The 22,309-nt window shown below is 51.7% G+C and carries 20 protein-coding genes and 1 pseudogene; 12 read left to right on the forward strand and 9 right to left on the reverse strand.

The genetic code is table 11. The features are described from left to right. Positions 1-18: 18 nt before the first annotated feature. From fruA to EB241_RS00610, 4 genes are all read right to left on the reverse strand, one after another. Complete coding sequence (gene fruA, locus EB241_RS00595; RefSeq protein WP_124231301.1) at positions 19-1,716, reverse strand: PTS fructose transporter subunit IIBC; 1,698 nt, start codon at positions 1,714-1,716, stop codon at positions 19-21. Positions 1,717-1,731: 15 nt separating this feature from the next. Continuing rightward, positions 1,732-2,670, reverse strand: coding sequence for a 1-phosphofructokinase (gene fruK, locus EB241_RS00600; RefSeq protein WP_124231302.1), 939 nt, complete (start codon positions 2,668-2,670; stop codon positions 1,732-1,734). Further along, entirely contained in the window at positions 2,667-3,800 is a 1,134-nt protein-coding gene (fruB, locus tag EB241_RS00605; protein ID WP_124231303.1) for a fused PTS fructose transporter subunit IIA/HPr protein, read from the reverse strand. Before fruB ends, fruK begins: the two co-directional genes overlap by 4 nt. Positions 3,801-4,138: 338 nt before the next feature. Then, positions 4,139-4,396 (reverse strand): YkgJ family cysteine cluster protein, encoded by a 258-nt coding sequence (locus EB241_RS00610; RefSeq protein ID WP_124231304.1) that lies wholly within the window; start codon positions 4,394-4,396, stop codon positions 4,139-4,141. A 191-nt stretch (positions 4,397-4,587) separates the two neighbouring features. On the opposite strand from EB241_RS00610, the gene yeiP reads away from it, so the two are divergent. Continuing rightward, positions 4,588-5,160, forward strand: coding sequence for an elongation factor P-like protein YeiP (yeiP, locus tag EB241_RS00615; protein WP_124231305.1), 573 nt, complete (start codon positions 4,588-4,590; stop codon positions 5,158-5,160). A 67-nt stretch (positions 5,161-5,227) separates the two neighbouring features. On the opposite strand, the gene EB241_RS00620 is transcribed toward yeiP, so the two are convergent. Then, entirely contained in the window at positions 5,228-5,527 is a 300-nt protein-coding gene (locus EB241_RS00620) for a fimbrial protein (protein WP_124231306.1), read from the reverse strand. Positions 5,528-5,661: 134 nt separating this feature from the next. On the opposite strand from EB241_RS00620, the pseudogene EB241_RS00625 reads away from it, so the two are divergent. The 8 genes and pseudogenes from EB241_RS00625 to yejF all read left to right on the forward strand — a co-directional run bounded on the left by EB241_RS00625 (position 5,662) and on the right by yejF (position 15,852). After that, positions 5,662-6,619, forward strand: a pseudogene (locus EB241_RS00625) (CobW family GTP-binding protein). A gap of 47 nt (positions 6,620-6,666) precedes the next feature. Further along, positions 6,667-7,374, forward strand: a complete 708-nt coding sequence (locus EB241_RS00630; RefSeq protein ID WP_124231307.1) for a phosphatase PAP2 family protein — start codon at positions 6,667-6,669, stop codon at positions 7,372-7,374. Between the two features lie 509 nt (positions 7,375-7,883). Beyond that, positions 7,884-8,459 (forward strand): bifunctional murein DD-endopeptidase/murein LD-carboxypeptidase, encoded by a 576-nt coding sequence (mepS, locus tag EB241_RS00635; protein ID WP_124231308.1) that lies wholly within the window; start codon positions 7,884-7,886, stop codon positions 8,457-8,459. A gap of 219 nt (positions 8,460-8,678) precedes the next feature. After that, positions 8,679-10,217 (forward strand): cyclic di-GMP phosphodiesterase, encoded by a 1,539-nt coding sequence (locus tag EB241_RS00640; RefSeq protein ID WP_124231309.1) that lies wholly within the window; start codon positions 8,679-8,681, stop codon positions 10,215-10,217. Between the two features lie 116 nt (positions 10,218-10,333). Next, a complete protein-coding gene (locus EB241_RS00645; protein ID WP_124231310.1) occupies positions 10,334-12,142 on the forward strand; it encodes an extracellular solute-binding protein in 1,809 nt (602 codons plus the stop codon). Positions 12,143-12,152: 10 nt separating this feature from the next. Continuing rightward, positions 12,153-13,247: a microcin C ABC transporter permease YejB gene (locus EB241_RS00650; RefSeq protein ID WP_124231311.1), complete on the forward strand. Its 1,095-nt coding sequence runs from the start codon at positions 12,153-12,155 to the stop codon at positions 13,245-13,247. Next, positions 13,244-14,269 (forward strand): microcin C ABC transporter permease, encoded by a 1,026-nt coding sequence (locus EB241_RS00655; protein ID WP_124231312.1) that lies wholly within the window; start codon positions 13,244-13,246, stop codon positions 14,267-14,269. Before EB241_RS00650 ends, EB241_RS00655 begins: the two co-directional genes overlap by 4 nt. Next, positions 14,269-15,852, forward strand: coding sequence for a microcin C ABC transporter ATP-binding protein YejF (gene yejF, locus EB241_RS00660; protein WP_124231313.1), 1,584 nt, complete (start codon positions 14,269-14,271; stop codon positions 15,850-15,852). Before EB241_RS00655 ends, yejF begins: the two co-directional genes overlap by 1 nt. 23 nt (positions 15,853-15,875) lie before the next feature. Here yejF and EB241_RS00665 read toward each other — a convergent pair whose 3' ends face one another. The 3 genes from EB241_RS00665 to rsuA form a co-directional block, all read right to left on the reverse strand. Beyond that, positions 15,876-16,217, reverse strand: coding sequence for a YejG family protein (locus EB241_RS00665; RefSeq protein WP_124231314.1), 342 nt, complete (start codon positions 16,215-16,217; stop codon positions 15,876-15,878). Between the two features lie 268 nt (positions 16,218-16,485). Further along, the gene (locus tag EB241_RS00670) at positions 16,486-17,685 is read right to left on the reverse strand and encodes a Bcr/CflA family multidrug efflux MFS transporter (RefSeq protein WP_124231315.1); all 1,200 of its coding nucleotides are present in this window, start codon (positions 17,683-17,685) and stop codon (positions 16,486-16,488) included. Between the two features lie 5 nt (positions 17,686-17,690). Beyond that, positions 17,691-18,416 (reverse strand): 16S rRNA pseudouridine(516) synthase RsuA, encoded by a 726-nt coding sequence (gene rsuA, locus EB241_RS00675; protein WP_124231316.1) that lies wholly within the window; start codon positions 18,414-18,416, stop codon positions 17,691-17,693. Between the two features lie 206 nt (positions 18,417-18,622). On the opposite strand from rsuA, the gene EB241_RS00680 reads away from it, so the two are divergent. Together EB241_RS00680 and rplY are read left to right on the forward strand one after the other, a co-directional pair. Next, entirely contained in the window at positions 18,623-20,377 is a 1,755-nt protein-coding gene (locus tag EB241_RS00680; RefSeq protein WP_124231317.1) for a DEAD/DEAH box helicase, read from the forward strand. Between the two features lie 186 nt (positions 20,378-20,563). Beyond that, on the forward strand, positions 20,564-20,848 hold the full coding sequence (rplY, locus tag EB241_RS00685; protein ID WP_124231318.1) for a 50S ribosomal protein L25: 285 nt from the start codon (positions 20,564-20,566) through the stop codon (positions 20,846-20,848). Positions 20,849-20,903: 55 nt separating this feature from the next. Here the strand turns inward: rplY and yejK are convergent, their stop codons facing one another. Continuing rightward, complete coding sequence (yejK, locus tag EB241_RS00690; RefSeq protein ID WP_124231319.1) at positions 20,904-21,908, reverse strand: nucleoid-associated protein YejK; 1,005 nt, start codon at positions 21,906-21,908, stop codon at positions 20,904-20,906. Between the two features lie 160 nt (positions 21,909-22,068). On the opposite strand from yejK, the gene EB241_RS00700 reads away from it, so the two are divergent. Continuing rightward, complete coding sequence (locus EB241_RS00700; RefSeq protein ID WP_124231321.1) at positions 22,069-22,296, forward strand: YejL family protein; 228 nt, start codon at positions 22,069-22,071, stop codon at positions 22,294-22,296. The last annotated feature ends 13 nt before the right edge of the window (positions 22,297-22,309 follow it).

The raw sequence follows: 22,309 nt of genomic DNA on the forward strand, positions 1-22,309 counted from the left end.
CGTTAATCGCAGTGATGTTTACGCTTTTGCCAGTTCAGCTTCCGGGCGTTTCAGCACGGCATAAGCCAGACCAGCCACGACCGTACCCGCCACGATTGCCATCAGGTAGCCCAGTACCGGCGTGATGGCACCTGGGATCAACAGCACGAACAGACCACCATGCGGTGCCATCAGTTTGGCGCCGATGGCCATGGAGATTGCACCGGTCAGGGCGCCACCGATAATGCAGCACGGCAGCACACGCATCGGATCGCGGGCAGCGAAGGGGATAGCGCCCTCAGAGATGAAGCACAGCCCCAGCACCAGCGCTGCTTTGCCACCTTCCTGCTGACCTTTGTTGAACTTTTTGCGGGCGACCAACGTTGCCAGACCCATCGCCAGCGGCGGTACCATCCCCGCCGCCATGATGGCAGCCATCGGTGCATAAGTCTGCGAACTCAGCAAGCCAACGCCGAAAGCGTAAGCCACTTTGTTCACCGGACCGCCCATGTCGGTACACATCATACCGCCAAGGATAGCACCCAGCAGAACCGCGTTGGCCGTCCCCATGTTAGCCAGCCAGTGCGTGAGGCCCGCCATGATTTTGGCCACGGGCGTACCCACCACGTAGATCATCAGCAGACCGGTTATCAAACTGGCCAACAGCGGAATAATCAGAATGGGTTTTAGCGCTTCCATACTTTGCGGCAGCTTAACTTTCGAGCTGATCAGTTTTGCCGCATAACCGGCAATGAAACCAGCGATGATCCCACCCAGGAAGCCGGCATTGATACTGGTGGCAATCATCCCGCCAATCAAACCCGGCGTCAGGCCCGGACGATCGGCAATTGAGAAAGCAATAAACCCGGCCAGTACCGGTACCATCAGCGCAAAAGCGCTTCCGCCACCAATCTGCATAAGTGCCGCCGCCAGCGTACCCGGTTCTTTAAACGCGGTGATGCCAAAGGCGAATGAAAGCGCAATGCTCAACCCCCCCGCCACCACCATCGGCAGCATATAGGAAACCCCCGTCAGCAGATGACGGTACGCACCGGCTTTCTCTTTCTTCTCATCCGTTGCGCCAGCAGGCTGACTGCCGCCTTTAGGTTGATAAGGTCTCGCTTCGGCAACCGCTTTATCCAGCTCCTGCACGGTTTTTTTCAGCGCCAGACTGGTGGAGGTACGATACATTGGTTTGCCGGCGAATTTAGCCAGGTCAACGTCAATATCCGCCGCCACGATCACCAGATCGGCTGCCGCCACTTCTTCCGCGGTGATGGCATTGCCCGCACCCACCGATCCACGGGTTTCCACTTTGACCCACCAGCCGCGTTTTTTCGCTTCGGCGTCAATCGCTTCTGCCGCCATAAAGGTGTGAGCCACACCGGTAGGACAGGCGGTGACCGCGACTATGCGTTTTGGACCATTACCTGTTGCAGTTACAAGTGCAGCCGCAGAAGGCGCCGGTGCGTGCCAGGTTGTTGCGCCAGTCTGCGCCTGCTCCAGTACTGCTTCCGGCTGACGCAGCAGCTGTTCAATATCCGCCAGATAGATGGCTTTCCCGTCCAGTTTGCTGTCGGTCGGGATGTGTTTCCCGGCAACGATAATCTGGTCAGCCTCGGCCAGGTTTTCCGTCAGCGTCAGCCCTTTACTGGCTGCCGCAGCGGTGGTGATATTTTTTGCCAGATAGCCTGTTGCCAGCCCCAGCGAAGAATCAATTATCAGCAGCGTTTTCATTATGCTCTCCTGCTGTCAGTTAAAAGGTTGGAGGTCGACACGCGCCATCATCGCGGCCAACTGGGTACGGTCGGTAACGCCTACGTTGCTCTGGCTGACGGCCATTGCTGCCACAGCGGTTGCAAGACGCAGTGTGTGCTCGCTGGACTCGCGCATCAGTAAGCCATAAACCAGGCCACCAACCATTGAGTCCCCGGCACCAACGGTGCTCACCACTTCACAAGCTGGTGGTTTGGCGATCCATTCACCTGAAGCGTTCACCCACAGCGCACCTTCTGCTCCCAGCGAGATCACCACATGGGCAATTCCCTGTTCACGCAGTAAATGAGCGGCTTCAATCACATCCTGCAAAGTCGGTAGTTTACGACCAGCCCAGATTTCCAGCTCGCGGCGGTTAGGCTTTACCAGCCACGGCGCGGCTTTCAGACCAGCCACCAGCGCCTCACGGCTGCTGTCAAAAATAATGCACGGACACTGAGTACGCAACGCGCTCATCCAGCGGGTAAAGTCATCTGCATCAACGCCTTCCGGCAGGCTGCCGCTCACGCACACCATATCGAACTGGCCCAGCCAGCTCAGGGAATCAGCGCTAAAGCGTTCCCAGTCCTGCGGTGTGACTGTAAAGCCGGAAAAGTTGAGATCGGTGACTTCGCCATCCTTCTCTGTCAGTTTGACGTTGATACGCGTACGGCCTTCCACCACCTGAAAACGGTTGGCAATACCGAGATCGCTGAACAGATGCTGAAAACCATCCTGATTCTCTTTACCGAGGAATCCCCCTACGGTGACGTCGATACCAAGATCTTTCAGCACCCTGGCAACGTTGATCCCTTTCCCTGCGGCATGTAAACCGGTTGTTTTTACCAGATTCACTTCACCACGTTCTATTTCCGGGGTGTAACCTACCAGGTCATAGGCCGGATTCAGCGTAATGGTTGCGACACGCCTGCTCATGCCGCCCCCTCGCCCAGGCCAGCGGCTATGGCTTCGCCAATGGCATCCAGCGCGGCACGCGCATCTTCACCGCTGGCGGTAAAGCGCAGGCGATGTCCTTTCTTCACGCCCAGCGCCACAACTTTCATCAGGCTGCGGCCATTGGCAGGTTTACCGCTACCATCAAGGTTGGTGACGGTAATTTCTGCGTTGAACTGTTTAATGACGCTGACCAGCGCCGTTCCCGGACGGGCATGAAGACCATGCTCGTTGCGGATGGTGAATTCTTCGCTCAGCACGTCTGCCTGTTCGGTAAATTCGCTGGTCAGTAATGCCAGGATCCCCGCAGCGTCAGCTGTGAGCAGACGATCGGCTTTTTGTGTACAGAGCAGACTGCTCAGGTAGTTGAGAACGCTCAGGGGCTGATCGTCGGTGACGGCTACCGTAATCAGTAATGCCGCTTTCTCGCCTTCCACCTCAAACGGCGTGGCGCTCCGGCTGATTGCCACAGCGCTGGTGAGATTACCTTCGGTGCTGTCACTCAGCCAGATACCCTGCCCCAGATTCAGCGGCCGATTTGATACCACTTTACTGACAAAACTGGCATCAACGGCTCCCGCCTGCTGTAAACGTCCCGCGTTAAGCGCCTGCAGGGTGATGAGATCGCTGGCGGCCACGTCGGTGGCAATCAGTGAGGTGTCAAATTTAAACTCGCTGCCCTGCTTCTCGCCCATTAGCAGGCTGCGTAACGTCTCTGCGGAGTCGGTACTTTTTAGCTGTTCAGCCACGCTGTCATCGCTCAGTACGTGAGTCAGCTGGCGCAGCAGTGCGAGATGTTCATCTGACTTCGCAGCAATGCCAATCACCACATAGGCGGTTTGATCGTCGCCCCAGTTGATGCCCTGCGGGAACTGATACACCTGAACGCCAGTGTTTAACACCAGTGAGCGGGTGTCCGTGGTGCCATGTGGGATGGCAATGCCGTTGCCAAGATAGGTTGTGGTTTGCTGTTCACGGGCCAGCATGCCGTTAACATATCCTTCACCCACGTTACCAGCTGCGGTCAACGCGGCGGCAACCTGACGTATAGCATCTTCTTTATCTCCGGCGCTGGCACCGGGATGGATTGCGGACAGTTCAAGCTGGAACATAGTTCTCCTCGCTGCTGAAATTGAATCGTTTCAGCTAATTTGAGAAAAAAAGCGAAATCTGTGTTTGAATTAACTGAACAGACATCGCTGAAACGTTTCAATGAGTCTGGTGTGTTGGCAGGAATGTGGCAAGTTTTACCTTCAACGACGTAGCAGATTTTTGAAGCGACGCACATTTCATTCGCACTTTTCAGAAAAATACGCCGTATCAGATACAGCAGTAGCTGAATAAATGCTGACAAAGTATAGAGTATTCCTGACCAGCTCAGGCCGTTTTATATTTGCACCGGTGAGAAAGGCGCTAAAAACGTCGTTTTGCTGACGTGCTGACAGGCCGGTTAGCCGGGTGCGGTACGCCTTTCCAGATCCAGTAACCAGATCATTGCTTCTTCACGGCTGGTACAGCACATTTCCGGGTTGGGCTTCAGACCAGCGCATACCGCAGGGCGCAGGGGGGAGGTGAATATTTTGCAGCGCTGCTGTTCATCAAGCTGAATGCAGGGGGTATTGGCCGGTTTGCCCTCTGGCATTCCGGGGATAGGTGTTGAAACTGAAGGGGCGGTACAGCAGGCTCCGCACGCAGAACGACACTCCATTTTTTTCCCCTGTGAGTTTTGGCGCGACAATAGCAGCCGTCCGGTAAGAATACTATCCCTGTTACGATCATTTTTTACGGCACCGCGAGGTTTATTTCCCGGCGAATGCCTCGCGCAATCCTTGCCTGAATCCTCCAGCCGGAGTAAGTTGACGCGACTGTTTTTCATCGCCCGTTCAGTGAGAACTCACCATGCCAAGAGCTAACGAAATTAAAAAAGGAATGGCCGTCAGCCATAACGGTAAGCTGCTGTTAGTAAAAGATATTGATGTGCAAAGCCCCAGTGCGCGCGGCGCATCCACCCTCTATAAAATGCGTTTTACCGATATCCGTTCCGGTCTGAAAGTCGAGGAGCGTTTTAAAGGTGACGACATTCTGGAAACCATCTCCCTGAGCAGACGCCAGGTGAGTTTTTCTTATATTGACGGTGACGAATACGTCTTTATGGATGATGAGGATTTCACCCCTTATCTGTTTAAAAAAGAACAGATTGAAGAGGAGCTGCTGTTCATTCCTGAAGGCGGTATTCCCGGTATTCAGGTGCTGACAATGGAGGGACAGATTCTGGCGCTTGAGTTGCCACAGACGCTGGATATGGAAATTGTCGAAACCACCCCCGGCATTAAAGGGGCCTCCGCCAGCGCACGAACTAAACCTGCCACCATGAGCACCGGTCTGGTGATCCAGGTGCCGGAATATCTCAGCAGCGGCGATAAAATCCGTATTCACATCCCGGAACGCCGCTACATGGGCCGCGCGGAGTAATTTGCACAAAAAACCGGTCAGCTTACGGTGTGACCGGTTTGGCTCTCTTACCGTCCCCGAACGACAATTAATTGTAGCTGACGGTCACCACGCCCTGTTTATGCTCACTGTCTAACCAGCGTATTTCCGTTTGACCTATATTGGCAGGGATGGCCTGCTCATCGCTGATTGCCGAGTGGGTTACCTGGTTGCGCCCTTCACGATAACAGGATGAGCTGAACTGATTTTGTTCAACTTCCACGTCACACAGGGGTTCAACGATGGTCCCTTCAAAATATATCACGCCAGTGTTGCTTCCTGCCGCCAGGGCATGATTTGCCCATGACGTGAATATAACAGCTGCTATCGCCAGTTTTGTAACGTTCATAGTAACCTCATTACTTGATTATCCTCTTATTAACGTAGTAGCAACTTTCTAATCGCGCCCTGTTAGTAAAGTTTTAGCTGGCCCTTAAGCAATCGTTCCCGTTGCCGGACAGGCTGAAGCATGAGGAGCTAAAAGTGACTAAAGTGAATTTGATTACCGGTTTTCCTGGCAGCGGAAAGAGCTCAACACTGCTGCATTTACTGGCCAGTAAACCCGTGGCGGTGCTGGTGAACGAGTTCAAAGAAGTGGGCGTTGATGGTGCTTTGCTGGCCGAAAGCGGGGCCATACTGAAAGAGATCCCAGGCAGCTGTATACGCTGTGTCAACGGTCTGCCGATGCAGGTTGAGTTGAATATGTTATTGAAGCAAAACCAGCCGGACCGGCTGCTGACAGAACCAACCGGCCTGGGCCATCCAAAACAGATCCTGTCAATGCTCTCGGCCGATGTTTACCATCCCTGGCTGACGCTGAATGCCTTTTTATCTCTGCCCGATCCCCAACAGCTGCATGAGGCATCTGTTGGAAAATAAAAATTTCCGCGAGCAGCTTGCTGATACCGACGTTATCATGGCCAACAAAGAAGACCGCTGGGATGAGAATACACGGCAGGCGTTGCGGTCATGGCAGGACAGCGACAGATTCCAACGGCCAGTGATAACCACGCGTTTTGGCAAACCAGATACTACGCTACCTGACCGACCCGGTGAAAATCTCCGCCCTCTGGAGGATGGGCACAACCATCCTGCCCGGCCACCATTAAGACTGGCAGCGCTTCCGCTGAGGCATCACTGTCGCCGGCATCGCTCGCTCAATGAGGAACAGGGCTACTATTCCTGCGGATGGGTATTTGATGAAGAAACCATTTCAACCATGGCGGCCTGTTGAACTGAGTCAGGCTGGCACCGATGACATGTATAAAGCGTGTAATGCCTACCCCGATAGGCACTGTCAGCATCAATCGCCAGGGTGAGGATTTTTTAACAAAAAATCAGTCAGTGTAAGCCCCCGGATAGCCGCATCGAAATGATTAACAAAGCGAAAACCCACTGGAATACGCTACAGACATCTTTGTTGAAGCTTCGTTTAAATTAACCTGTATAATGTGCGCTGGTAATTTTCAATCTTATAATTAGCCAGCAATGAATATAAAAAAATTTATCAGCATTATGGTTCTTAACCTGGTGGGTTTTGCGCTGTTCTTTTCCTGGTATCTTCCTGAGAATCATGGATTTTGGTTTATCACAGATAAAAGTATTTTTTTCTGGTTTAACGACCGGCTGGTTACCAATAAAGCGTTGCTGTGGCTGGTCGCAATAACCAATTTTCGACTTTTTGATGGCGTTTCGTTACTGGCAATGGGGGCGCTTTATCTTCACTTCTGGCGACGTGAAACGCCAGAAGGTCGCCGCCGCATGTTTGCCATCGGCATGACAATGTTATTCAGCGCCCTGCTGCTAAACCAACTGGGTCATCTGATCCCCGTTTCGCATCGCAGTCCAACAAAATTCTTTCCAGGGGTTAACCACGTAGCGAAGCTGACCGGCATTCCCACTAAAGATGCTTCTGCCGACAGTTTTCCGGGTGATCACGGCATGATGCTAATGGTTTTTGCCTGTTTTATGCTGCGTTATTTTACCAGGGGTGCGTTTTTAATCGCCGTGATAATTGTGTTGGTATTTGCCGCTCCGCGTATAATGATTGGCGCACACTGGTTTACTGATGTGGCGGTAGGTTCTCTTTCCATCGTTCTGGTTGGAATGAGCTGGTGGTTAATTGCGCCAGCCAGTGATTATTTAGTGAACGCCTTATATTTTCACTTACCTGGAAAATATAAGCCAACTAAGTAATTTAATGCTCCGTGGACAGCAAAATAAGGTGTTATCAATACTGTCAATTGCTGTTCATTTTCTGCCAGGCTGGCTGAACGAATATTTCATAAAAGATCAGTTTATGACCCCATGTTAGTGAAAAGCTCTGGATTAGTAAAAAAAATGAGATTCCAATCTAAAAATCATGAAAAAAACAAATTTTCACCCTGTTTTTGTCTGCTTTAGTTAAAGTTTTTTCGCACCATGCCGATACGGTGGCGCGTTAATGGCGAAGCAGTTTGACATTATAAAATCCGGTAAAAAAGTCGTGAAAACCGCTCGCCATGCGGTCTTTAATCGGGTAACCTCATTTTTATCTGGTAAAAACCAATAGCTATATTTCTGAAATTTACATTTTAAATTGTGCTCACAAACACATTTTAACCATTCAGGAATTGTCTTACTTTACCGTGATAACTTACTCTCGTTTCGTTTCGCAATTTAGCTAGCGACATTGTCGTTAAGGACTTCAAGGGATCACATTTATAATGGTCAAGTCTCAACCGATTCTGAGATATATATGGCGGCTTGTTCCCGCGGTTGCTCTGGCAACATTGCTTTCAGCCTGTAGCTCGACGAATACCAGCAACAATGCACAAACTGATACCCATGCAGTTAAAGACAAAAATGGTTTTTTACTGCAAGCGTCTCAGGATGAATTTGAACAGTTGGTCCAGAATGTGGACATTAAATCCCGTCTGATGGAACAGTATTCTGACTGGAAAGGCGTTCGTTATCGTCTTGGCGGTACCAACAAACGCGGCATAGACTGTTCAGCTTTTGTTCAGACCACCTTTCGTGAACAGTTTGGCATGGATTTACCTCGCTCAACCTATGAACAGGAAGATGCCGGAAAAAGTATTCAGCGCGCCAGATTACGTCCGGGAGACTTAGTGTTATTCCGTGCGGGTTCAACAGGACGTCACGTTGGCATATACCTGGGCAATGATAACTTTGTGCATGCTTCCACCAGCAACGGCGTGACGATTTCTAATATGAATGAAGCATACTGGAAGAACCGCTACCGTGATGCACGCAGAGTACTAAACCGCTCGCAAAGCTGATTATCGATCCTGAAGTCTGCGAAACGAAAAAACAAAACGCTGCCATGGCAGCGTTTTTTTGTTGGCCTTTATCCGGCACAACGGACTGACAAAGACAAAATCCGTTTTGAACGCCAATTATCGGAAGACAGACAGCACACAGCCGTTATATCCTGCCAGCTGGACACCAGAGCAAGACAGCACAATAATAAAAACAGGCACTAACGGGAGATCAACCCAATGCCATTTTCAATAACTTCCAGGCAGGATAATACGAATACGTGCAAAATAGCCTGTTACAGTGTGGCCATTGCCCTGTTCGCTTTTCTGCTGTTTATCACCAGTGCTCTGGTATTTGTCTCGCAGCATCACAGTGAAGATCGCAGCAAGCTCAGCAGTTCTCCTCCCTACGACGTAAATGGCACCCCAAAAAAACCGGGTAACGCCTATCTGAGCAACAGCAGCCAGAATTTAACTGAACGAGCCGCCTTAAACATCAGTAACCGAACCTTTATGCAGGTAAACAACGCCCTGTTTTTTTGTTCTTCTTCCAGTGGCAATATGCCTGTAAACCTTGCCAGGTTATCAGCGGACACCGGCCCCAACGAAGTCATAAACATGTGTCTGCCGACGCTCATGCCCAATAAGTCAGACCTGGCAATATGGCTGAAAGATCCACATATACCTCACAGCATCGAACTGGCTCCCCTCAACATTAACCTTCCGCTCTATTTGTTACTTGCCACTCACCAACAGGCACTGGCCACTATGCTACCTGCCAACATGGATATAGCCTTGAACAGTTGGGAACAGCATATTCACAATCTCACCGCCGTATCCGGTAATTCATCAGGAATGCTGGTGATGCCTGGTTTGCCTCTTACCCTACTGCTTTATGGTAAGCCGATCCTGGTTGATGACATAACCATGGTGCTGCTGGCCGGTATGCTGTTCGCCCTACTAAGCGGTTTCGTTTTTTATATGCTGGTGTCCCGACGGATGCGCCCCGGCAGGGATATTTTAGAGGGGATCCGGCGTGGCAACTTTCATGTTGTATATCAACCTGTTATTGCAACAATGAGTGGCAAAATTTCATGTATTGAAGCCTTGCTACGCTGGACCCATCCTGAAAAGGGCAGTATTCCTCCCGATCGGTTTATCAGCTACGCGGAGAGTACGAATCTTATCGCCCCTTTAACACGTCATCTGTTTGAACTGGTAGCGCGTGACAGCCATATACTTCGTCGTATTCTGCCGGTGGGAACCGGATTCAATCTGAACATTTCGCCAAATCATCTCGCTGACAACTGTTTCTGTGATGACGTCGCGGCATGGTTGGAGGCGATGCCGCAGGATCACTTCAACTACGTCTTTGAAATTACTGAACGAACCATACTGGATGAACACAGTACGCAACCGGTGTTCAACTGGATCCGTAATCAGGGGATCAGTATCGCTGTTGATGATTTCGGCACCGGACACAGCGCACTGATTTATCTTGATAAATTCAACTTTGATTATCTTAAAATTGACAGGGGTTTTATTGAAAATATCAACAGTAAAACCCTGCACTCACCGGTCCTTGAAGCCGTTCTGACCATGGTCAGTAAGCTGGGCATGCTTGTCGTGGCAGAGGGTGTGGAAAACAGCGAACAGGCGTCCTGGCTGATTCGTCGTGGTGTTTCCCATCTTCAGGGCTATCTGTTCAGTCGCCCCTGTACCGTCCCGCAGTTAATGGAATATATGCAGCAAAACCAGCCGAAACTGTTTCTGAGTTAATTCTGTTGCATCAGTGGTGCATTGCCACAGCCAGCATACTGCTGTTAGGCTTGAGCGTTCGTACTGCTGCCGGGACTGGGCAGCTTAGGATTTTGTTTGCGGAGTTGAATAAGATAATGATCTTGCGCTGGTTTGCCCTGATAATCTTCAGTGTTACCGCACCGTTGGCGTTGGCTGAAAATAGTAATGAGAGTTATGCCTTTGCCCAACTTGGCGAACCGAAATATGCGACAGACTTCAGCCATTATGATTATGTCAATCCGGCAGCACCTAAGGGTGGAGATATCGTCCTCTCGGCAATCGGTACCTATGACAATTTCAATCGTTACGCCTCACGAGGTAATCCGGCCGCAGGATCAGAGACACTCTATGACACCCTGTTTGTCTCCCCTGACGATGAAGCGGGTAGCTATTATCCGTTGATTGCTGAATTCGCCCGCTACCCTGACAGTTTCCGTTGGCTGGAAGTCACCCTTAAACCTCAGGCGCGTTTTCAGGATGGCACGCCGATGACCGCAAAAGACGCGGCTTTTACTTTTAATAAGTTTATGACCGAAGGCGTGCCGCAGTTTAGGGTGGTTTTTAAAGGCGTGACGGCGAAAGCGATTACGGGGCTGACCGTGCGTTTTGACCTGCCGGAAAGCGATCGCGATAAAATGTTGTCGCTGCTCACTCTGCCGGTGTTTCCTGAAAAATTCTGGCAAGACCACAAACTGAATGAACCTCTCGCCACTCCGCCCCCTGCCAGCGGACCTTACCGGATATCCCGCTATAAAGTCGGTCAGTCCGTGACTTATTCCAGGGTTAAGGACTATTGGGCGGCAGACCTGCCGGTGAATAAGGGATTGCGTAACTTTGACACCCTGCGCTACGACTATTACCTGGATGACAATGTCGCTTTCGAAGCTTTTAAAGCCGGGGCATTTGATTTCCGCGCTGAGGGATCGGCAAAAAAATGGGCCACTCAGTATCAGGGTAAGAATTTCAGCAACCATTACATCGTCAAGGATGAGCAGCCAAACAAGGTTGCCAGCGCCACTACCTGGCTGGCATTCAACGTGCAGAAACCGTTGTTCAACGACAGACGAGTGCGCGAGGCCATCTCACTGGTGTTCGATTTTGAGTGGATGAACAGGACGTTGTTTTACGGTGCGTATAAACGAACCAACAGCTATTTCCAGAACACGGAATACGCTGCACGGAATTACCCGGATGCCAAAGAACTGGAAATTCTGGCACCGTTTAAAGGTAAGATCCCGGATGAGGTTTTCTCGCAAATTTATCAACCCTCTCATACTGACGGTAGCGGATACGATCGTGACAATCTGCTAAAAGCGCTGGATTTATTAAAGCAGGCAGGCTGGCAACTGAAAAATCAGCGTCTGGTCAACGTAAAAACCGGTGTTCCATTCAGCTTCGAACTGCTGACCCAGAGCGGCGGTAACGATCAGTGGATACTGCCCTTCCAGCATAATCTGACAAGAATTGGCATCAAATTAAACATCCGCCAGGTCGACAGTTCACAGTACCTCGCCCGCCTGCGGAAAAGTGATTTTGATATGCTGATGTCGCCTTATCCGGCAATGCCTTTCCCGGACAGCGGCCTGCAAATGTACTGGGCAACGCAGTATATCAATTCCAGCTATAACCGCCCGCATGTTTCCAACCCTGTGATTGACAACCTGCTTGCTCAAATCAGTCAACGGCAGGGCAATAAAGCCGCGTTACTTCCTCTGGGACGGGCGCTTGACCGGGTTTTGCTGTGGAATTTCTATATGATCCCAATGTGGCACAGCGCGAACGATCGTTACGCCTGGTGGAATAAGTTTTCCATGCCAGAAACACGTCCTACCTGGTCATCAGGTTTCGACAGCTGGTGGTACGATGTCAATAAAGCCGCGCAGTTGCCGGCCCAACGTCGATAAGGAGCAGAGTTTGGGCAATTACCTGCTACGCAGATTGTTACTGATGATCCCCACCCTGTGGGCAATCATTACCATCAACTTTTTCATTGTACAAATCGCGCCGGGCGGCCCGGTGGATCAGGCGCTGGCAAACATTGAGTTTGGACAGAGCACCGGCATGCCGGGCACGGCTGGCACACTGCAAGCTCAGGGCAAAAACAAAGTCAATCTGAATCCTGGTGACAATCAGTATCGCGGTTCGCGCGGTCTGGACCCGGAGGTGGTTGCCGAAATCACCAAACGTTATGGTTTCGATAAGCCGATTTATGAGCGTTACTTCAGCATGCTGTGGAGCTATCTGCGTTTTGATTTCGGTGACAGCCTGTTCCGCAGTAGCTCGGTTATTCAACTGATTAAAAACAGCCTGCCGGTTTCAATGACCCTTGGCCTGTGGAGCACACTGATCATTTATCTGGTATCGATTCCGTTGGGTATCAAAAAAGCCGTGCGCAATGGCAGCGCCTTCGATATCTGGAGCAGCAGCATCATTATTGTCGGTTATGCCATTCCGTCATTTCTGTTTGCAACGATTTTGATCGTGCTGTTTGCTGGCGGCAGTTATTTTGACTGGTTTCCATTACGCGGGCTGGTATCTGCCCAGTTTGACAGCCTGCGGTGGTACGGCAAGATTGCCGACTATTTGTGGCATATCACCCTGCCGGTTGCGGCAACGGTCATCGGCGGGTTTGCCACGCTGACCATGCTGACAAAAAATGCCTTTCTGGATGAAATCCGTAAACAGTACGTGGTAACCGCACGCGCTAAAGGGCTGGATGAAAAAAAAATCCTTTACCGTCATGTATTTCGCAACGCCATGCTGCTGGTGATTGCGGGTTTTCCCGCCACCTTCATCAGTATGTTTTTTACCGGCTCGCTGCTGATCGAAGTGATGTTCTCGCTAAATGGTCTTGGCCTGCTGGGCTACGATGCCACCATTCAGCGTGATTATCCGGTCATGTTCGGCACGCTTTATATCTTCACCCTGATTGGCCTGTTGCTGAATATCCTCAGCGATATTACCTATACGCTGGTCGATCCGCGCATTGATTTTGAGGCACGCCAATGAGCCGTTTAAGCCCTGTAAACCAGGCCCGTTGGGCGAGATTCCGCCAAAACCGCCGGGGCTACTGGTCACTGTGGATTTTTGCCGTGGTATTTGTGTTGTGCCTTGGTGCCGAACTGCTGGCAAATGATAAACCCCTGGTGGTGCATTATCAGGGCCAGACCCGATTTCCACTGCTGGTCAATTACAGTGAATCGGATTTTGGCGGCCCGCTGGCCAGCGCTGCCGATTATCAGGATCCGTGGCTGAAGTCCCGTATTGAGCAACAGGGATGGGCCATCTGGGCGCCGGTTCGTTTTGGTGATGGTACTATTAACTTTGCCTCCAGAGTTCCCTTCCCTTCCCCGCCGTCTTTGCAAAACTGGCTGGGAACCGATGCCAACGGCGGCGATGTGCTGGCAAGATTACTTTATGGTACGCGCATTTCACTGCTGTTTGGCCTGATGCTGACGCTCATGTCCAGCATTATTGGCATTATCGTCGGTGCCTGTCAGGGCTATTACGGTGGCCGGGTTGATTTGTGGGGCCAGAGGATGATTGAGGTCTGGTCCGGGATGCCAACACTGTTTTTGATTATTCTGCTCTCAAGCGTTATCCAACCCGGATTCTGGTGGCTGCTGGCTATCACCGTTATGTTCGGCTGGATGCAACTGGTCGGCGTGGTCAGAGCTGAATTCCTCCGCGCACGCAATTTTGACTACATTCGTGCGGCTCAGGCGCTGGGAGTCAGCGATCGCAAAATTATGCTGAGGCATATGCTGCCGAATGCCACGGTGGCGACACTGACCTATCTGCCATTTATTCTTTGTGGCTCCATCACCACGCTGACCTCCCTTGACTTTCTTGGCTTTGGTCTGCCGCTTGGCTCCCCTTCACTGGGTGAACTGCTGTTGCAGGGAAAAAACAACTTACAGGCCCCCTGGCTCGGAATAACCGCTTTCTTTACGCTGGCTCTCCTTCTGTCGCTGCTGATTTTTATCGGCGAGGCGGTTCGTGACGCCTTCGACCCCAGTAAGGTGCACTGATGTCACTGCTGAGCATAAAAAACTTAAGTATTGCTTTTCGTCAGGGCGGCGCAAGCCGCCTGGTGGTGGACAATCTTTCACTGTCGGTGGCTGCCGGGGAAACGCTGGCGCTGGTGGGCGAATCAGGATCGGGAAAAAGCGTGACGGCACAGTCGGTAATGCGCCTGTTGCCAGAGCCACCGGTCCATTATCCGCAGGGCGAGATCCTGTTTGCCGGACAGGATGTGCTGAAAGCCGATGAGCGAACGCTGCGGGGATGGCGTGGTAATCGCATGACGATGATCTTCCAGGAACCAATGGTCTCCCTCAATCCATTGCACAATATTGAAAAGCAGCTGTATGAAGTATTGTCGCTCCACCGCGGGATGCGTCGGGAGGCTGCCCGCGCCGAAATGCTTAGCTGCCTTGATCGCGTGGGTATACGTCAGGCAGGCAGGCGGCTGAGCGCTTTTCCTCATCAGCTTTCCGGTGGCGAGCGACAGCGGGTGATGATTGCTATGGCCTTACTGACCCGGCCGGAGTTGCTGATCGCTGATGAACCGACCACGGCGCTGGATGTGACGGTGCAGGCTCAGATTCTGCTTTTGCTGCAAGAGCTGAAGCAGGAGCTGAATATGGGGCTGTTGTTCATCACCCATAATCTGAATATTGTCCGTCGGCTGGCCGATAATGTGACAGTAATGCGCCAGGGGCAGAATGTGGAAAGCAACAGCCTGACGCGGTTGTTCAGCGCCCCGGCCCATCCCTATACCAAAGCACTGCTTGATGCTGAGCCGGATGGTCGTCCCGACCCGTTCGACAGCCAGACGACTCCGTTGCTGCATGTGGATCGGCTGACGGTCTCGTTCCCGCTGAGACAGGGCATAATGCGACGGTTCGGCGGCTATCACCACGCACTGAAATCACTGAGCTTTACGCTACGTCCCGGTGAAAGTCTGGGACTGGTGGGCGAATCAGGTTCTGGAAAGAGCACTACCGGTCTGGCCCTTCTGCGATTAATTCCGTCACAGGGAGAAATCTGGTTCGCCGGACAACCTCTGCACCAATGGGATCGCCGGAAAATGTTGCCGATCAGACGCCAGGTACAGGTGGTATTTCAGGACCCCAATTCATCCATGAACCCCAGACTGACCGTGTTGCAGATTATCGCAGAAGGCTTGCAGGTACATCATCCCGAACTGACAGCCGCACAGCGGGAAGAGAAAGTAATGGCGATGATGCAGGAAGTCGGGCTTGACCCGGAAACCCGACATCGCTATCCGACTGAGTTTTCAGGCGGCCAGCGTCAGCGCGTGGCGATTGCCAGAGCGGTCATTCTGAAACCCCGGCTGATTATTCTTGATGAGCCGACCTCTTCACTGGATCGCTCGGTACAGAAACAAATTCTTGCTCTGCTGAAAAAGCTGCAGCAGGAGCACCGGCTGGCATACATTTTTATCAGTCATGATTTGCAGGTGGTTCGTTCACTCTGTCATCAGATGGTGGTGTTACGCCAGGGGGAAGTGGTTGAACAGGGAGAATGTGAACAGATTTTTGCTGCACCAAAGCAGGCTTACACACAACAGCTACTGGCACTGAAATGAGAAAATCTGCCTGATTGAGATAATCAGGCAGATGCATTTTTAAATGGCTCAGCAATGCCGACACCGAAATTTTTAAGCCGACAGGTGGTAGCGCATTCATCATGGCGGGCGACAAACAGGCATGGTTCCCCCTCCCATTCAACGACGGAGCAGTCAAGCTGGATTTCAGCCAGTGCGTCTTTAATCATCTGCATCACATCCCAGGCCTGTGCGCCATGGTGGCTTAGCAGGCTAAGTCCCACCAAATCGTCATCGGTTGCTATGCTGCTGATAAGCAGTGGCTCCACACTCGCCCCACGACCTCCACCACCCCATCGATAACTCTGAGGCAGACGGTGTACCACTGAATGTTGTAATGTATTCATGCTGTTCCCCCAGACCGGTATCGCTGAAGTGCCGTTGTTCCGCGGCAAACAAGCGGTGTTTAGATTATGCAGCCAGCCAACTGCGTCTGCATTTATCGGTCATAATGGCACTATTTTTTGAGATCTCGCTCCCATTTTAACATTATTTTTACCGCTTTATCGTTCCGATAACAATCACTTTGTTGCACAGAGATATCTTTTTGTAGCGTTATTTTCACATTATAGCAACATATGAAAAAAACACCGAAAGCTCGCGCGGATGTGTTATTCAGCCGGCAGCACCCTGGTGTGATCGGATTGCATAGCTCAACAACAGCACAGAAAGCGTGGCACAAATGAAGATCGAACTGACCATTGGCCATGCGCTGGTAAAGGTTATGGTGGACAGCAGCGCACCGGTCAAAGCACCCACGCCAAAACGCAGCGTCCCCGCCAGCGATGAAGCCGTCCCCGCCATATGTGGAAATTCTTCGAGAATGACCGCCATCGCGTTTGACGACACCATGGCAACACAACCAATATATAAGGCCACTCCAAATACCAGTGGCAAAAATCCAAGATTGAACGCACTGACCACCACCATCCATACGGCCATGCTGAGCTGCACCAGCAGGCCAAAACGAAACATCACCACCGGCCCAAAGCGACGTACCGATCGACTGTTAACCAGCGTCATCAGAAAAAGGAACACCACATTTAGCGCAAAGTAGTAACCAAAATTCTGCGGTGAGATGTGGTTCAGTTCGATATAGACAAATGGCCCGGCGTTGAGAAAGGAGAACATACCGGCAAAGGAGAAGCCGCTGGCCAGCATATAGCTAAATACGCGCTTATGGCGAACCAGCGACAGGAAGTTTAACAACGTGGTTCGCAAGTGGAATTTCTGGCGTTTATCTGCTGGCAGCGTCTCTTTAATCTGTGTCACCACCATCACCGTGGTGACAACGGCTACCATTGAGATGCTCCAGAAAACAGCATGCCAGCTCCAGATCAGCAGTAGCCAGCCGCCAACAATCGGTGCCAGCAGTGGCGCAATGGTCGTCACCAGCATTACAAAGGACATCATGCGGGAAAACTCCTCTTTCGAGTAGCAGTCACGCATCAGGGCGCTGATCACCACGCTGCCCGCGGCCGCCGACAGGCCATGCAACAGGCGCATAAAGATAAGCTGATCGATGGTTTGCGCCATCGCACAGGCGGCTGCCGCCACCGCGAAAACCAGCGTCCCAACGGAAATCACTGGCTTGCGACCAAAACTGTCGGCCAGCGGACCGTAAATTAACTGGCCCAGCGCAAAACCAAGAATGTAGATATTCAGCGTCATCTGTACACTACCAGCAGACACGCCGAACTCTCTGGCAATCTGCGGTAGTGCAGGCAGATACATATCAATCGATAACGGCATCAGCATTGCCAGCAGCCCGAGGATCACTACCAGTCCCAGCGAGGAGTTTTTTTCCTTGCGCACGCTTGTCATTCCTTGTTTATTTTTTTGCCTGACGCGGCAGCAACGCTGGCAATCTCTTCTGCCGTCAACGTGCGGTATTCACCCGGTTGCAGTTCTGCATCAAGTTTGATCCCGCCGATACGCTCACGATGCAACGCCACCACATGGTTCCCTACGGCTGCAAACATCCGTTTAACCTGATGGTAGCGCCCTTCGCTAATGGTCAGACGCACCTGAGATGCGCCGATCACCTCCAGCAGAGCCGGTTTCGTAAGGTCTTTTTCATTGTGTAGCTGCACACCAGCTGTAAATTTCTCTGCCGTATCTGCGCTAAGCGGAGATTCAAGGGTGACCAGATAGGTTTTTTCGCAGTGATGGCGCGGGGAAGTAATACGGTGCGACCATTGCCCATCGTCGGTCATCAGCACCAGCCCGGTGGTATCAATATCCAGCCTCCCTGCCGCATGTAATTTATACGCAGCAGGCTCGTCAAGAAAATACAGCACGGTGGGGTGATCGGGATCGTCAGTGGAACAGACGTATCCCTGCGGTTTGTTAAGCATAAAATAACGCGGCCCGATTTGCAGTTGCAGCGGGTTTCCGTCGTATGCCACCTCATTTTCCGGGCTAAGCCTGAAGGCACCGTCACGCACCACCTCACCATCCACGGTAACTTTGCGTGCCCGTAACTCACGTCCGGCAATAGCCCGACTGATTTCCAGTTGCTGAGATAAAAATTTATCAAGTCGCATTAAATCTGTACTGCCTGTTTGAATGAAAAAAACTGACGCCTCTGAAAGAGACGGATGAAGGACGTGCGGATATTTGACATGGCGTCACGCCCGCAATCTCAGACGGCAGTATATCGGGAGTTCGCCCACAGGCACAGAGCCCGGTAAACATCACACAAGCTTTCGTGACATAATGCGGCTTTGTTCGCGGAACTCATCAAACAGTAATGTCATTTACACTGCGCCCTTATCAGCACGAGGCGGTTGAAGCCACCCTCACCCACTTCCGTGGTTCCCACCACCCTGCGGTCATTGTACTGCCCACCGGTGCCGGTAAAAGTCTGGTGATTGCTGAACTGGCTAAGCGCGCCCGTGGCCGCGTGCTGGTTCTGGCCCACGTCAAAGAACTGGTCGCACAGAATCACAGCAAATATCAATCCTATGGCCTGAAAGCGGATATTTTTGCCGCAGGACTGCAACGACGGGAGAGCCAGAGCAAAGTGGTTTTTGGCAGCGTGCAGTCAGTAGCACGCAACCTGCAGCAGTTCGACGGTGAATTTACGCTGCTGATTGTCGATGAATGCCACCGCATCAGCGACGCTGTTGACAGTCAGTATCAGACAATCCTCAGCCATCTTCGTCTGCGTAACCCCCAGCTGCGACTGCTCGGTCTGACCGCAACGCCCTACCGACTGGGGAAGGGCTGGATTTACCAGTTTCATTACCACGGTATGGTACGTGGCAATGAACATGCGCTTTTCCGGGACTGTATTTACGAACTGCCACTACGGTATATGATTAAACACGGCTTTCTGGTGCCGCCAGAGAGGCTTGATATGCCGGTCGTACAGTATGATTTCAGTCGTCTGACCGCCAGAGACAATGGCCTGTTTAGCGAGGCCGATCTCAACCGTGAACTGACTCAACAGCGGCGGATAACGCCACATATTATCAGACAGATCGTCGAATTCTCCCTGGACCGTCAGGGTGTAATGATTTTTGCCGCAACGGTCGAACATGCCAGAGAAGTGGCGGGTCTGTTACCGCAGGATAATGCACTGATTACCGCAGCTACGCCTGCCAGCGAGCGCGATGCATTGATCGCTGCGTTCAAAGCACGCCAGCTGCGCTATCTGGTTAATGTGGCCGTGCTGACCACCGGGTTTGATGCACCGCACGTTGATCTGATAGCCATCCTGCGCCCCACTGAATCGGTCAGCCTTTATCAACAGATTGTGGGGCGTGGACTGCGCCTTTGTCCCGGCAAACGGGACTGCCTGATCCTTGATTATGCGGGCAATGCACATGATATTTTTACACCGGAAGTCGGCACTCCCAGGGGCAAAAGCGATAACCAGCCGGTGCAGGTTTTTTGTCCAACCTGCGATTTTGCCAACATTTTCTGGGGAAAACTCGCGTCAGATGGCACCATCACTGAACATTATGGCCGTCGCTGCCAGGGGATCGTTGAAAACAGTGATGGCGAACGCCAGCAGTGCGATTATCGCTTTCGTTACAAGAGCTGCCCGCACTGCCTTGCCGAAAATGATATTGCTGCCCGCCGATGTCATCAGTGTGAGGCGGTACTGGTGGACCCCGACGATATGCTGAAAGCCGCGCTGAAACTGAAAGATGCTCTGGTGCTGCGCTGCGCTGCAATGCGACTCGAATGCGGATCTGATGAAAAAGGCGAGTGGCTGAAAGCACGCTATTATGACGAAGATGCCACAGAAGTGAGTGAACGTTTCCGTCTGAGTACCCCCGCTCAGCGTACCGCCTTTGAACAGATTTTCCTGCGCCCCCACCAGCGCGCGCCGGGCATTGCGATGGTGTGGAAAAGCGCAGAGGACATTATTGCTATGGAGCCATTATTGCGACACCCCGACTTTGTTGTGGCCCGAAAACAGCGCCATTACTGGCAAATCCGCGAGAAAGTTTTCGACTATCAGGGGCGTTATCGCCGGGCCTGGGAGCTTCGCTGACATCAATGGCTACCCCATTAGCCCAGGGTCGGACAGTGACCCGCAAAATAAAACGCGGCATATAGCCGTTGCCGGAACACCTGAAGTAAGGCTATAATCCGCCCCGCTTTTGCAACCGCAGAAGCTGAAATACCAACCTGTTGCTGGGTCGCCTGTAGCAGGATAATCACTTTAAGAGACTGAACAATGTTCACTATCAATGCAGAAGAACGTAAAGAGCAGGGTAAGGGTGCGAGCCGCCGCCTGCGTGCAGCTAACAAATTCCCGGCCATTATTTATGGCGGTAAAGATGCAGCTGTTGCCATCGAACTGGACCACGACTCGGTGATGAACATGCAGGCTAAGCCTGAGTTCTACAGCGAAGTGCTGACTCTGGTTATCAATGGCAAAGAAACCAAAGTGAAAGTGCAGGCTGTACAGCGTCACCCGTTCAAGCCAAAACTGCACCACATCGATTTCGTTCGCGCTTAATTGCCGTTCGTCTCCGATAAAAAAACGCCGCGATATGCGGCGTTTTTTTTTGCGCTCAGTTGCTGCCGTTTTGACGCTGTAGCTGATCGCGAAGGTTAGGCGGGGTGCCCTTAATGGTCAGGGTATCCGTCGCTGGATCCCAGAAAATGCGCTCCCCCAATAACAACGCATCGAAATTCAGGGTTAACCCTCCCCCACTACCCGCGAATTTGGTCAGTTGACGTAATGTGCTGCGATCGGCTGGAAAGTGCTCTTCCAACGCGTAACCCTGCTCCTGAGTGAAAGCCTGAAAGGTTTGTTCCCCCAGTGGGGCCAGCTCACCGGATAACGCTTCCAGGGCAATCTCTTCACCCGCCTGCAACTGTTCATTACAGTAACTGTACACCTGCTGGCGATAGTTCTGGCGCTCATTCTTGTCCAGACTGGCCCGATCGCAGTAATCATCAACAGCCTGTAACAGCCCACGGTTTTGCGCTTTGGTATCCAGCCCGACACTGGCACCGAGAAAATCCATAAAAAAGTCGGCAACCTTACGGCCAACCCTGCCACGCAGAAACGTCAGATAGCGGGTCGATTCAGGATTGGTTTCCCATTCAGTCAGATCAATACGGGCAACAATATCGGCATGATGGATATCAAGATAGTGCGTACTGCTGATATCCAGCTCTTCATTAACCCGCATACTGCTTTGGCTGTTAAGTACCGCGACCAGCAGATATTCCACCGCCAGATAACGATAATGCCCAAACAGAACAATACCGCCGTCAGCAAAGGGGTATTTAGCCAGCTCATCACGCAGGCGTGCTGTTGCAGCACGGCTGAACGCCAGAAAATCATCCTCGCCTTTGCGACAATGACGTAATGCAGCGGCCAGTTCACTCTCCTGATCGAACAAACCGTATGCTTTACTTTTGGCACTGTAAACGCGATGCAGCTCTTCCATCATGGCGGTCACCGGGCCATTGGCAGGCAGCAAAGACTCACGTAACACCAGCTCCAGCGTCTGTTCATCGCGCTTGATCATCTGATGCAGGGCAATCTGGTCGATATCCAGACTCATGGTAAACTCTCCTTTATGGGACCCAGGCGCGTATTCAATCACCCGGCGATGCAGCAATCAACAGACAACAACATTAACCAATGCATTGCGATAAAAGTGCAGAAAAAATCGTACATTTACGGTAGGATATTGCCTTTTGATACTCAGTAAATTCGACTCTATGCCACAACAATCCCGATACAGTGACGAGCGCGTGGAAAAACTGCTCGCTGACATGGTTAATATTCTTGAAAAAGATCAGGCCCCGACCGATCTTTCCCTGATGGTTCTTGGAAATATGGTCACCAATTTGATCAATACCAGCGTATCATCCGCTCAGCGTAACGCGCTGGCACGTTCATTTGCTGACGCCCTGCAAGCGTCGGTACGTGAAGATAAAACACATTAACGTGAAAATTTTG

The sequence above is a fragment of the Erwinia psidii genome, from assembly GCF_003846135.1.
In the GTDB taxonomy this organism is placed as follows: domain Bacteria; phylum Pseudomonadota; class Gammaproteobacteria; order Enterobacterales; family Enterobacteriaceae; genus Erwinia; species Erwinia psidii.

Excerpts from the sequence above, each read along its gene's own strand:
- fruA (WP_124231301.1), bottom strand. The coding sequence starts at position 1,716 with ATGAAAACGCTGCTGATAATTGATTCTTCGCTGGGGCTGGCAACAGGC.
- fruK (WP_124231302.1), bottom strand. The coding sequence starts at position 2,670 with ATGAGCAGGCGTGTCGCAACCATTACGCTGAATCCGGCCTATGACCTG.
- fruB (WP_124231303.1), bottom strand. The coding sequence starts at position 3,800 with ATGTTCCAGCTTGAACTGTCCGCAATCCATCCCGGTGCCAGCGCCGGA.
- EB241_RS00610 (WP_124231304.1), bottom strand. The coding sequence starts at position 4,396 with ATGGAGTGTCGTTCTGCGTGCGGAGCCTGCTGTACCGCCCCTTCAGTT.
- yeiP (WP_124231305.1), top strand. The coding sequence starts at position 4,588 with ATGCCAAGAGCTAACGAAATTAAAAAAGGAATGGCCGTCAGCCATAAC.
- EB241_RS00620 (WP_124231306.1), bottom strand. The coding sequence starts at position 5,527 with ATGAACGTTACAAAACTGGCGATAGCAGCTGTTATATTCACGTCATGG.
- EB241_RS00630 (WP_124231307.1), top strand. The coding sequence starts at position 6,667 with ATGAATATAAAAAAATTTATCAGCATTATGGTTCTTAACCTGGTGGGT.
- mepS (WP_124231308.1), top strand. The coding sequence starts at position 7,884 with ATGGTCAAGTCTCAACCGATTCTGAGATATATATGGCGGCTTGTTCCC.
- EB241_RS00640 (WP_124231309.1), top strand. The coding sequence starts at position 8,679 with ATGCCATTTTCAATAACTTCCAGGCAGGATAATACGAATACGTGCAAA.
- EB241_RS00645 (WP_124231310.1), top strand. The coding sequence starts at position 10,334 with ATGATCTTGCGCTGGTTTGCCCTGATAATCTTCAGTGTTACCGCACCG.
- EB241_RS00655 (WP_124231312.1), top strand. The coding sequence starts at position 13,244 with ATGAGCCGTTTAAGCCCTGTAAACCAGGCCCGTTGGGCGAGATTCCGC.
- yejF (WP_124231313.1), top strand. The coding sequence starts at position 14,269 with ATGTCACTGCTGAGCATAAAAAACTTAAGTATTGCTTTTCGTCAGGGC.
- EB241_RS00665 (WP_124231314.1), bottom strand. The coding sequence starts at position 16,217 with ATGAATACATTACAACATTCAGTGGTACACCGTCTGCCTCAGAGTTAT.
- rsuA (WP_124231316.1), bottom strand. The coding sequence starts at position 18,416 with ATGCGACTTGATAAATTTTTATCTCAGCAACTGGAAATCAGTCGGGCT.
- EB241_RS00680 (WP_124231317.1), top strand. The coding sequence starts at position 18,623 with ATGTCATTTACACTGCGCCCTTATCAGCACGAGGCGGTTGAAGCCACC.
- rplY (WP_124231318.1), top strand. The coding sequence starts at position 20,564 with ATGTTCACTATCAATGCAGAAGAACGTAAAGAGCAGGGTAAGGGTGCG.
- yejK (WP_124231319.1), bottom strand. The coding sequence starts at position 21,908 with ATGAGTCTGGATATCGACCAGATTGCCCTGCATCAGATGATCAAGCGC.
- EB241_RS00700 (WP_124231321.1), top strand. The coding sequence starts at position 22,069 with ATGCCACAACAATCCCGATACAGTGACGAGCGCGTGGAAAAACTGCTC.